Annotated in this window: 5 protein-coding genes; 2 read left to right on the forward strand and 3 right to left on the reverse strand. The window is 43.1% G+C overall.

What is annotated here, in order from left to right; all coding sequences use genetic code 11:
- Positions 1-29: 29 nt before the first annotated feature.
- Entirely contained in the window at positions 30-731 is a 702-nt protein-coding gene (locus tag IPM47_18500; protein QQS28810.1) for an SDR family NAD(P)-dependent oxidoreductase, read from the reverse strand.
- 304 nt (positions 732-1,035) lie between these two features.
- Between IPM47_18500 and IPM47_18505 the strand changes: the two genes are divergently transcribed.
- Positions 1,036-3,492 carry a gliding motility-associated C-terminal domain-containing protein gene (locus IPM47_18505; protein QQS28811.1) on the forward strand — a complete coding sequence of 819 codons (2,457 nt, stop codon included), beginning with the start codon at positions 1,036-1,038 and terminating at the stop codon, positions 3,490-3,492.
- Between the two features lie 121 nt (positions 3,493-3,613).
- On the opposite strand, the gene IPM47_18510 is transcribed toward IPM47_18505, so the two are convergent.
- Both IPM47_18510 and IPM47_18515 read right to left on the reverse strand, forming a co-directional pair.
- On the reverse strand, positions 3,614-5,692 hold the full coding sequence (locus IPM47_18510; protein ID QQS28812.1) for a PKD domain-containing protein: 2,079 nt from the start codon (positions 5,690-5,692) through the stop codon (positions 3,614-3,616).
- 82 nt (positions 5,693-5,774) lie between these two features.
- The gene (locus IPM47_18515; protein ID QQS28813.1) at positions 5,775-10,613 is read right to left on the reverse strand and encodes a T9SS type A sorting domain-containing protein; all 4,839 of its coding nucleotides are present in this window, start codon (positions 10,611-10,613) and stop codon (positions 5,775-5,777) included.
- Between the two features lie 1,051 nt (positions 10,614-11,664).
- On the opposite strand from IPM47_18515, the gene IPM47_18520 reads away from it, so the two are divergent.
- On the forward strand, positions 11,665-12,843 hold the full coding sequence (locus tag IPM47_18520) for a hypothetical protein (GenBank protein ID QQS28814.1): 1,179 nt from the start codon (positions 11,665-11,667) through the stop codon (positions 12,841-12,843).
- Positions 12,844-12,874 lie beyond the last annotated feature (31 nt).

Raw genomic sequence — 12,874 nt, forward strand, 5'->3', positions numbered from 1 at the left:
TTGGTTGATTTCTATCGGTTCAAAATTGGTTAAAAATCCCCCATCATAGGCCTTAATACAAGGTCTTCCACCACAGTACAATCCGATAACTGGTAGCTGGCAATAATCATTCTTGCAATATCTTCAGGTGCCATGATGCGATGTTGATTGACTTCTGTGTCTTCCCACGATGCAGTATAAACAGCACCCGGCAATACACTTGTTACTTTGATATTGAAGGTTTTCAGTTCTTCCCTCAAACTTCTCGACAAACCGTACAAGGCGTGTTTAGAAGTAGTATATGCTGTACATCCGTCAAAAGCTTTCATAGCAGCTACCGAACAGATGTTAAAAATATGCCCCCGTTTGCGCGACATCATGTCTGGTAAAATTGCACGGGTCAAATGATAAGGACCGTACACATTAACAGCCATCATCTGCTCCATCAAACCATCCGGTTCACGCAAAATGGGGCTTGTTTGATACAACCCGGCATTGTTGATTAGTACTTCAACATATTTACAGTGTTTATTTACGAAATCGCCAAAAGCTATAGCTTCGTTTTTAACTCCCATATCGGCCACCTGATAGACTACATCGGTTTCCGGAAATTGCCTGATTAATTCATTTTTTAGTTGCTGAAGGTCTGTTTTATTTCTGGCACAAACTGCCAGATGAAACTTCTCTTTGGCAAACTGGAAAGCCAGTGCCTTGCCAATTCCCTTCGTGGCTCCGGTAATTACAGTGTACATGAATCAACTAAGTTTAAATGTGGACCAAATATTGCGTGTAAAGATGCAACGGTCAGTGCTAATTTACAATATCAGTGGAACAAAAAGGCAATACTTAGTAAAAGCGATCTAAAAAAATGTGCAAGCTCTGACATTAATTCAATAAAGGATGGCATCCTTGAAAACGATATGTAACTTTGTGCCGGCATTTAACATCGAACCCACCTTAACCTTTTGTCAGGTCAATATAAAGGGGCAACTTTTTAAATGCTGAATTCAACACGTCACCGTGACTGCCGGTAACATATTCAACTACTTGTTCATCATGCCTCAAACAGCATCTGTCTTCCAGTTTTCGCGGGTTTTTAAGTATGGTTTATTTTTCATTGCAATTTTTAGTACTTTTTTCGTTTGTCAGGCACAGGAATTGCCTCCGGTAGCAGAAAACCTCGAATCAATACAGTCCGGTTCTTATTTAATTCCGCTTGACCTTTCCAAACAATCTGCCTCTTATTCAGATTTGCCCGGAGGAATCAGTTATTCCGCCATCAATTTGGCTGCATACGGGTTAGTTTACCGCTTATTGGAAAACAAAGTGCCTGTTAAATGGGTCATAAGAAACGCCAAACCAAAAGATGCTCCCGATTTTACCGCGAACATTACGAGGTTATTTCCCTCGATACAGGCACCTGTCAGCAATGATTTTATCAGCAGCGCATTTGTCATAGATATAGGGCAAATCAATGCAGCAGTTTGCAACCCGCTAAATACTGACAATCAACCCGATATCGAAAATATCATTGCCGGCTTTGGGCAAAATGTGGCGGTATATACTTTAAATAATACGATGAACATGAATGTTCGGTATTGCCTATATTACCCGCCACAAATTGCAATTATCAGCAACAACAGCAATGCTCCGGCATTTGAACAAGCCTTTAACGCAGCCCATGTTCCTGTTTCAATCATCAACAATACCGATTTTTTGTCAGGCAACGGATGTTTTACCTTCATCCTTCAACCGGCAGCAAATCCTGCTGACAATATTACTGCTGCTTATGCAGATGCCGTGAACAATTTTATAGCCGGGGGTGGTAATTTCTGGGCGCAGTCTGGCATGGCCATTGGTTTAGAAAATCAAACTTTGTTAATGACTACCGCAGGAATAACCCCTGTTAACAATCTCATAAGTCCTCCTTATATTTATTTGGCCAACGATTTACCGGTCATGCAAATTCAGGGCAATTTTCCGGGTTTAGTTACCGGTACTGTTGGAACTTACAGCCTTTCGTCAGGCAGTAGTTGGCGACCTTTTACCTATCCCTGCCTCACCATCAACACACCCATTGGTGCTAACCGCTTTGTGCTGACCGGTGGCGATTTAAACGGAGTATCTCCGGGAGGTAATTTATATTATTGTGGCGGTGATGAATTTACTTTTACCACTATCCCTTCTGATGCTTCTACTGCAAATGCCGTTTTACAGGCGCAGCGGCTGTTTTTGAACGCAGCCTTTATTCCGGCGGGTATCAATAGTATCTGCGCCGGAAATGATATTTGTATTTGTGCCGGCCAATCTACAACTTTAGGTTGTACAACCGGAGGTTTTGAAGCAGGTGAACTCCTTTGGACACCAACCACCGGATTGAGTTGTACCGATTGCCCCAACCCAATAGCAACTCCTGAAATAACCACTACTTATACCGTAACTTCAACCACCGGTCAATGCAATCTTACTGCTTCAGTAACCGTTACCGTCATTCAGGAAAAACCACAAATAACCAATTTTGACCGAAACTGTAACCCTGCCAAAACAGGGTTCACCATTTCCTTCAACATCACAGGAGGCGACCCCAACACTTATCAGGTTGAAGGGATTGGAGGAACACTAACAGGCAATTTATTTACCAGCGATATAATTCTAAACAGTTCGCCTTATACGATTAAGGTTTCAGACTCTTATCATTGTGAAACCGTTCTGACCGGCGCGTTTAATTGTCAGCTTTGTTATCCCATCGCCACTTTAACCGGAAGCGGTGGTGAAATCTGTTTAGATGCAACACCAAACAACTTGCCTCTGAACATCACATTAACCGGCCAATCGCCCTGGCAAATCAACTATGCGATTGACGGACAACCTCAGCCGGTTTTAACTGCCACCTCTAATAACTTTCAACTGCCGGCCACACAAAGCGGGCTATATACGTTGATTGCCGTAGAAGATGCTAACTGTCAGGGTATAACATCGGGCATGGCGACAGTTACAGTTTTATCTGCTCCAATAATCAGCTTAGGACCTGATTTGACATTATGTAATGGTGAAGCCATCACACTAAACACCGGAATCACCAATGTTGAGTTTTTATGGCAAGACGGTTCTACAGAACCCACTCTGACTGTCTCTCAAAGCGGCAAATATTGGGTTCAGGCGAGTAATGCCTGTGGAACAGTAAGTGATACTGTTTCTTTATTGTTTGAGAAGTGCCTTCCATTCCGGTGCGGCGCAACTGTTCCGAATACATTTTCACCAAATCTCGATGGGGTGAACGATGTCTTCAAACCAATATTCAATTGCGAATTGAGCAAGTACCGGCTTCTAATTTTCAATCGTTGGGGGGAACTAATTTTTGATACTACAAATCCTGCCGAAGGATGGAATGGAAGTATTATCAACGAACCAATGCCAATCGGTTTATTCGTTTGGAAATTAGAATATCAATTTGCAGAAGATGTCGGTGATCCGGTTCGAATTGCCAAAGGAAATGTCTTGCTGTTAAAATAGTACGAATTGCCATTATCAGCCAGTTCCTTTTCAAAAAAAGTGTGCCGGTTGTCGCCTTCTTTTGCCAATACGATTTGCCAAACCTCATAGTTTTGGCAAAACTATGAGGTTTTTAAACACACTACCGCACCACCGCCACCTTTCCCCTCGCCACTACAACACCGCCGTTCTCAACCACATAAACGTACAACCCCGCCGGAAGATGCGCCACAGAAACGGTTTTATGCGTTTCGCCTGCGGCAAAAGTTGTTTGAAGGACGGTTTGACCGGTGAGGGAAAGGAGTTTTATTTCTACTTTGCCGCCTTCTGTTACCCCTAAATCCCCTGAAGGGGACTTTGACCCTTCCGTAAGAGCAAAGGTCAGCGTGTTTTGAGCGGGGTTAGGGTAAACGAGGATGGAATTCTCCCCCTTTAGGGGGTCGGGGGGTAAACTGACCGTCTGCACGACCACCTCATGCGCGTAAACCGAAGTGTCGGCACAGACCACTACCGTCAGGGTGACGGTGTAGCTGCCGTTTTCGGCGTAGGTGTGATGGGGATGGGTTTCGTAGGAGGGGAAGCTGCCGTCGCCGAAATTCCATACACTGATGCCTGTTTGGTCGAAATGGGCGTTTTGGCTCGTGTTGGCAAAAAAGACCGTCCCTCCGAAGTCTTCATGAATGAACGACGCCTGCGCCCCCGGACTGTAATTGCCCGCACATACGTACTGCGTGTAGGTTGAGGTGTCGTTGCACACGATGGCGGTAAGGGTAACGGTGTAGATGCCCGGCGTCTGATAGGTGTGATTGGGCAAACTGCCTCCGCAGGGCTCATATCCTTGACCGCAAATAAAAGGAGGAGTGCCGTCGCCCCAGTTCCAGCGATAGTAACCTCCGTCAATGCTGTCGGGATAGACGTATTGGCTTTGGTTGATGAAGGTGATGACATTGGGCGGAGCTCCCGCCAGAACGGTATGCGAAAACAAGGCTTCCGGCTCGGTGAGCAGACCCATGCAGTTGAGGCGCACCAACCATGCGTCGGCCCTGCCGGGGGGCAGGTTGCTTTCCGTTCTGCCGCAGAGTACATAGCCGCTTTTGCCGCTTTGGTCGTGGTTTTGGACGATGGCACCATAAAAATAATCGTTTTTGTTGCCCCCGTAAGTCCGCCGCCAAAGTTTATTGCCGTTTTTATCCAATTTTACTATCTCGCCTCGTACAAGATTAGGCGCTTGAGTGGAACTACCGCACCCCGCTAAAACTATAGAACTATCTGTTAATTCAAAAATTTCAACCGCCGCTCCTCTAAAAAAGCTTTCCTGATAATGCCACTGAACCGTAAAATCTGAGGCCAACTTAAAAGTTGAACCGTAAAACTCAGACACATAGAGCGAATTTCTACCCGTAAAAATCAAACCTCCGTCTTGTGTAGATATAATAGAACTTGCATAGTCTTCCGAATCCCAGAAATCTGAGCCGATATCGTATATTTGGTGCCATTGCCAGTTACCGAGAGAGTCTATCTTGACTAGGGCAATATCGCCTTCTAATCCGCCCATGTTTATCGAGGCCAACAAATAGGCACCTCCATCGGACGTGGCGGCCATGTCTTGTATCCAGTCAAGTTTATCTGGCACAAACAGGTTGCTGTATATCGTATCTAAAAGGACCTCTTTGGAAATCGGGTCTATAATTAAGAACTGTAACATTCGACCATACCCACATATCCTTTGATACCCCCCGACAAGCAACCGATTATTGGTACTCAATTCACAGGCAATTGCTACTTTGCTACCGCCACATTCACCTGTCATTGTCGTATTTTCAAATTCATTTTCCTGGGAGTTTAGATAAGTAATATTCATAAACCATGGGGTTGCTAACCAAGACGGGGTTGTGATTTCGAATAAGGCTCCTACTCCTATAACTTCGTCTTCGAATAACAAGGCATCGTAAAGCCTCCCTTGTAAACTGTCCGGCGCAACATTTGTGACGGATATTATATTTCCGTAACTGTCCAATTCGACAAAATGTGGTTTCCAAAGTTCAGTAAAATTATTTTTATCGGTGGAGATTAAAAAATAACCCCCGTTCTCGTTTTGCATAATCTTGTGTGCATTATTGTTGTCCGCCCAACTTAAGGCTTTGTCGAAATATTTGGAAGATTGGGCATACGGCAATACAGGCAATGCCATAATAAGCACAGCTATTATAAATGTTTTCATAAATGAAGGATTTGAACAAGCCAAGGATACGCATATTTCGAATAAAACACACGTATTCTTGGCTTGTCGGGTAATGGAAAAATTACTTGAAGATGTACTGTCGGGACATGCGGACGGTTTCTCCGTTGACTTTAAAATTGCAGAAATACAGTCCCGTTTGCAAATGGCTGATGTCTATCTCTTGAACGCCTTCACCTTTAAAGTGGTACGTTCCTACAACATTGCCCATTAAAGAAAAAATTTGTAAACTACCGGTTTCATCACTTCTCAAACGGTGTCTGAAACTTGCGCCGTTTTGGGCAGGGTTGGGATAGAGGGCAGATACTTTTTCAGTCGCATTTTTAAACGTGGTTTGCCATTCCCCGCCGCCGCCCGGAAGTTCCGGCAGGATTACCGGAAATTCTATTCCCTTTGCGGCATATAAAACCGATTGGGCTTTATAGCCGGTTTTGGTATCGCTTTGGGCTATTTCCATGAGTTGTTCTTCCTCTTCTGCCGTTATATCAAAAATTGTTCGGTTGTCGCTTCGCAAGTCTAATAATAGTTGGTTGAACTCTTTAAAACGAGTGTTTTCTGCATCGCCGGCACTGATTTGGTTGAGCAGATTTTGGGCTTTAACCAAACTGTCGTTCTCTATATAATAAGGAACAAGGCGGTGTTTGGCGACGAGCCGCGTATCGTGTTGCCTTGCCAAATCCATGGCTTCGTTAAAACTGCTGTCGGCAAGCAGGAGCAAAAAACTCATAGATAGTTGTTCATCGGTCGGTTCACCGCCGCCTCCGGTCAGAAACTCCCATCCTACATATTGGCTTACATCGGAATAGGGAGTATAACCTAAATCGTGACAGTACACATCTAAGTCGGTAGGCGGACAATCTGTCGGCAAATAGTCACCTATTGAAGAGTTATCGACATCAGTGCGCGAAGTTGCATTAACATCATGGTAATCTAAATCCTCCGCTTCAAAGCCGCCGGTGATGGGACCGGCCAATTTAATATCCGACACAGCGCCGGAAGCAGGAATAAAGTTATTGGCTGCGGGGGATTGAGCAGGGGGTGTGCAATTTCCTTGTGGCGGAAGAATACCATTGGATGTACCATAAGGGCGGATGTCCAAGCCGTACACCTGATAATCGAGCAGATGGTTGCAAAATAATTTTACAGCATTGTTGTTGCCTTCCGACACTATCGAAACTACAGAGTTGTTCACTAAATTTCCGGCTATAAGGCTGCCATTTGTTTCACTCTGATTAGCAATGATGCCGAGATGAGAACGATGTAAAAAGTTGTTGAGCGCTAATACGTTAGACCCTCTGAAATAAAATCCGGCTGTCGTTTGTCCGCCATAAAAGTCCATGCTGTTGCCGTTTTCGTTGGAAATATTTCCAATTACTTCGCAAATTTCGCCACCGTCAGTCTGCACATTGAGCCGGCAATCGGTAAATTCGTTGTCCAATATATCGCATCCCGTATTATTTGGGCTGTTATAAATACGGGAAGAAACGCCGATTATGTTTTCAATAAAAACATTGTCGTTTACTTTTACATAGTCAGCTTCGTTTGCCCTTACGCCGTATTTGTGTTGCGATACAGAGGAGTTTTCTACCACCAACCGGCCAATCCAAAGGCCGCTTACTCCTACTTCAGGACCAATAGATAAGGTATCGAAGGGGTACCATAAAGCTCCGTCATGGGCATATTGATTGTTGGAAAAATAGTAGTGCGCGTCTTTGTTCCAACTGACATTGGTATCCTGAAAACAGTTATTCATTGTTGAGTTGTGGATGTTTATTCTTCCGCCTCCTGTACTTTTGGCAATGCCGGAGAACAAAGACGGTAAGGCTATTGAGGATATATTTATATAGGGATTATCGGGAGGGTCAGTGTTTGCTATTTCGTTGTTGTTGAGCAAAGACAGGTTCATATTGGCAGCGCCGATTATTGCATTGCTGATTTTAGATCCTGTGGCATTAAGCGTACCTGCGTTTGAACCTGTCGGAACAACATCTATACCGGGGCCTTCGACCTGAATGCCTGTCCACATCGTATCGCAAACGCCGTCAATAATGGTTTTATCGAGGGTTAGGATTGCTCGAGGCTTCACAAGTATGCGTTTGTCGGGGGCAAAAAACAGGTTCATGTCTTTGATGGTCAGTTGAATGTTGGTAGGGATAACCAAATCCACGTTGAACGACAGGTCGGGCGAACTGCCGGTAATTGCAGTAAACGGGTGTGAACCCGGTTGCCAGACCTGCGTTGAAGATGGAGAGTAGCTCAACCGGGAAGTGTCGTACTCATTTAGTGCATAGACATTTGGTGATGAGGGGGTTACGGTGAAGAACTCGAGCATGTCCAAACAATAAACGGGTGGTAGTTCGCAATCATAGACGGTTAAAACTATCTCTAACCCTTCGCTTTCGTTGTCAGTACATATCAACTCGTTGGAATCGGCATCAATATTGGTGAGTTGAGAGGTAATAACCACTTCCTCCCCGTTGGTAAACGAGTTCCCAATCTGCAAACTAAGGATAACGGTATCGCAGGGGATGGAATCGGTCAGCATTACAAAAGCCGTTCCGGTATAATCAAAATCACTATAGCCGGGAACCACGGTCAATCCGGGTATGCCGCCTACATTGGTTTGCATGATGACATTAACAGTATCGCCCGCTTCAAGGCTGTCGAGGCAAAGGATATAGGGTATATTCACTAAAGTGCCCATACAAAGGCTGTCCATGTCGTAAGCTTCTAAAGTTACCTTTTTCATGCAGTCTAAGGTGGCGGAGAGGTTGTCAAGATAAATATTGTATGTGCCTTCTGAGCCAATACCTCCGGCAGAATCAAATACACTGAATAACAAAATGCTCATGTCTTCGTCTGTGTTGTTTGTCCATGTAAAAGTATAATATGGTGACATTGAGAAATCTAAAGAAGGCATTATTGAATCTGGTGAAGCCATATAAATTGCTTCTAATTCCAAGCCGCAATCGGAAGGCGAAGTCATGTTTGCAGCAAGAATGTTCCCTTCACAAATTGAAAAAGTATCTGGCGAACACCCGAAAAAAGGGAAAGAAGGGCAGGGATATTCATTTAGAGCCGTAATCAGCAAGGTAGGATTGTATGAAACAGGAGAATTAACCCCTTTGTGAAATGCTACCGCATTAAAACCAATTGTTACCTCGCAATCGGGAGGTATAGGATTGGAAAGCGGAATACTTGCTGTTTCCCAATGGCAAATTCCATCGGCACATCTGATTAAGGTGAGTCCATTGTTTCCATCATATTGCCATATATCAGGGGTATTATTTTCTACCTCTAAAAAAGGATTTTCAAATTCGTAATATTCCACACCTAAACTTTCGTCAAATTGAATAAAAAAGCTATTCTCACCAGGTACAAACTCCTCAAAATCTCCAAAACAGACCAAATTGCATGAAGGGTCGAAACATTGGGTGTCTATGGGATGGTTGTTTACGAAAATTGTTACTATTTCGGTTACACAAATATCGTCACAACTTTCAACAGTATAACAAATATGAAATATTCCTGTTGAAGAAGCAATAACTGTAATGGTATCTGAAGTATAAGTTATGCTTAGATCGCCGGCAAATAAACAACCAGTATCAATACTCAATGTTAATGTTGTTCCTTCCGGCAATACGTCGTTTGCTAGAATGCCGTTTCCGCCGTTAACCGGTATGACCAGAGGGTTATTGGCAGAAGTGCCTTGCAGAAAAATTTGGTAAGTATCGGGATTGGTAATTGCCATGCAGTCTTGCGCACAATTTTGCCCACTCAGTGTATCTGTAACATGATAGCCGAGCGTGCACAGAATTTCCAATTCGGCATCCGTTATGGAACGCCTCATTTCACCTGTACTGATATAGGGGTGCATCACATAGTTTGCGGGATTTAAAAACAATGCCGCTATACAAGCAGTGTCTAAATGCGACAATTTATTTAAAAAAAGAAAAGTGGAATCATCATTCGAAAAATCAATATAGTCAGCTACATTTACCGGTGCTAATATAATATCGGCATCATTGCGAAATGCTAATTCGAGAGAACAGCCTTCTTCAAAATCTTCAGGCATATTATTAAAATCAGTCGAATTAAACGCATACTCACTGCAACATCCGCTTATAGGGGAAGAATATATAAGATAGGAACTATCGACAACAGAAAACAAAAACTTATCCCATCGACTGTAAAAACCGTTTTGGGAGTATCCTTGAGTCGTAATTAAGGAAGCAAAGCCCAAAATGTGTAATGCTTCGTGCAGGGCAACCGAATAGAGGTCGTAATGCAAAGAGTCTATGCCTAAATCAATTTGTAACGAGTCGTCGTCTGCTATGGTATGCCAAAGGGCGGTTTGGTGAATCTCCATCATCCCCAAATATCCGTCAGGGGGGGATATCGCAAAAACGTTGTTTAGCCGTTGCAAAATCCGGCTGTCTGCCATGCCGCATCCGGCTTCCCAAACGGGAGACCCCGTACCCAAAACTCCGCCGTCCAAAGATGCTTTTTCGACCAATATTTTTACCGTTGCCAGGGCAGGGTTTGCTATCGTATCCGACAAATCTTTAAACACCCGGCAAATCGTGGCTTCTTCGTCGCTCGTCCAAGCGCCCGTAAACGTCAGTTCAAAATGACCGCTTTGGCAAATCTCTTTATATGCACCGGAACCGTCGCCGGGATAAGGGAAATCGTCATCGGTATATTCATTGCCGAAACGATCAAAGTATTTGGCCGTTTGCCCACCTCCAAGCGGCTGTTTGACAATCACCCCGCAAAAATCAAGTTCAGTCAGAGGTTGTGTCATTAACACATTACCCCCCCCCCATATATATAGGGAAAGTGATACGAAGACAACCATGTACTTAAAGCTGGAAACAGGGAAAGATTTCTTTTCATTACGCATAAATTGGAGTTTAAATGCGGTTTAAAGAATGTTTTGTCAGTTTGTTTGTGTTCCCCAATGTGTTTTTTTATGATGATGCTGTAAAATAGTGAATTGTGTGATTACCTGTATCAACAAATTGAAAAAAAAATGTGCAGTGCTTACTTTTTTTCGAGAAAGTATCGTACTTTTAGCACAAGTGTTAACATCCAAACTGTTGTTACGCTAATTTGTTAGTATTATCCTGAAACTCCTTTTTTTAGCCTCTGCAAAACCTCAAAGCCCGTCTGCACTATCCCAAAGTACCTCTGTATTGACCCATTGTACCCCTGCAATCACCCTATGTACCCTTGATATAGGCTTATTTGCATCTGAAATAATTTGGTGTGCCTCTGCAAAGACCTAATGTGCCCATGTAATGACTCAATATACCCCTTCATTGGACTAATACACCTCTGCAATGGACTTATGAGCCTCTGCAAAGACTCAAAGTACCCCTGCAATGACGCAATGTGCATCTGCAATAACCATATATCAACCTGCATTAAACTTAGGCCAAGGGTATTTTTCGCCCAAAATCTTGTTTTTTTTTAATTATTACCGGGTAGGTTGGGTTTGTTTTTCGATGTCGGGCAAGTGTTTTTTGATCTTTGACTTTTGCTTTTGGTTGAATGTTAGACGGTATTTTTATGTTGGGTGTCTGTTTTTCAAACTACCTATTAGAATTTGGTCAGAATCAAATAGCTGATACAGAGGGGCAACCAAACTATTTATCTCTCCGGGTTGAATGTTATTCATACAAGTGCAACCCGGTCATCAAAAAAATATAACAGGTCAGTTTAAGTGAAATAAAAAAAGTTTTGAGGCGCAATCCGGAGATCTGAATAAGACTAATTGTTAGAAATAAATTGTCCGGCATTTAGTAGAGAAACCCAATCAAACCCGATTTGTCAATCTGATAGATTGTTCGGAACACATAAACCAATATTTTTCCTATTTTTAAACCATCATTGAGATACTGCCTCTATATCAAAAATTGAAACACCTTGATATGTTGAAAAACCTCCACTTTTTGGTAATTATTCTATTAACCGGTATCATTTCACAGTCATGCAATACACCCAAAAAAATGCTGCATACCGGTAATTATGTTGCTGCCATCAATAAATCGGTCAGCAAACTGAGAAAAGACAAGGACAACGATAAGATAGTGCTTATTCTGGAAGAGGCTTACGCAAAAGCCAATGAGAGTGATTTGCAAAGAATACTTTTTTTGAAAAAAGAAGGGAAACCCGACAATTGGTCGGAGGTCTATCTGATATATTCGAGATTATCTTCGAGACAAGACAAAGTAAAACCTTTGTTGCCGCTAAAGATAAAATCGGAAAACAGGCAGGCAAAATTTCCGGTTGAGGATTATACTGATGATATGATTGCAGCCAAACAAAAAGCAGCAGAATATCTTTATGCTTCTTCATTGAAAATGCTCGAATCAGGAAGCAAACAGCGTGCCCGTCAGGCATATCAGCAACTGACGGAGGTAAAACGGCTTTACCCAAACTATAAGGATGCAGATGAACAATTGAACCGCGCCAGATACATGGGTACAAATTTCGTATTGCTACAAAACAAAAACACTTCGGGCATTCCATTACCTCCTGAACTGGAGCGGCAGTTGGCCAATTTTGATACGCGGTTTTTAGATAAGGAATGGGTGGTTTACCATCTTTCTCCTGCACCAAATATTGATTATGACTATGATATTATTGTCAATCTGCAAGCTATCAATATCAGCCCGGAATCGTACAGAGAAAAACAGTTTGACCGCGAGCGGGAAATTGTTGACGGATGGGTTTATGCACAGGATGTTAAGGGAAACTATATATTGGACAGCCTCGGCAATAAAATCAAAACAGATAAGTACGTGCGCATTTCCTGCCGCGTTACACAGGTAAGCCTCCGAAAAGAAGCGCAGTTGTTGGGGAGCGTTGACTATTTTAACAGGCAAACCAAACAGAGGTTGGTCAGTGTGCCGGTAAATGCCAGTGGAATTTTTGACCACTCATTTGCCGTCATTCAAGGCGACCCCAAAGCTTTGGACAAAGACAAAGACCGGGACCTGATCAGATTGAGCGAGTTCCCGCCTATGGGATTTCCTTCCAATTTTGAATTGATTATGCAGTCATCCAACGGATTGAATGAGGCAATTGCAGGAGCGATGCGGTCGAACCGAACTTTGGTGGAGCGATAGGACTTGCATTTGCAGATTCCAAATAATTAAA

It is taken from the genome of Sphingobacteriales bacterium, assembly GCA_016700115.1.
Lineage (GTDB): Bacteria > Bacteroidota > Bacteroidia > Chitinophagales > UBA2359 > UBA2359.

Bases quoted from the DNA above. Each gene is read 5' to 3' on its own strand.
- IPM47_18500 (QQS28810.1), bottom strand. From the start codon at position 731: ATGTACACTGTAATTACCGGAGCCACGAAGGGAATTGGCAAGGCACTG.
- IPM47_18505 (QQS28811.1), top strand. From the start codon at position 1,036: ATGCCTCAAACAGCATCTGTCTTCCAGTTTTCGCGGGTTTTTAAGTAT.
- IPM47_18510 (QQS28812.1), bottom strand. From the start codon at position 5,692: ATGAAAACATTTATAATAGCTGTGCTTATTATGGCATTGCCTGTATTG.
- IPM47_18515 (QQS28813.1), bottom strand. From the start codon at position 10,613: ATGCGTAATGAAAAGAAATCTTTCCCTGTTTCCAGCTTTAAGTACATG.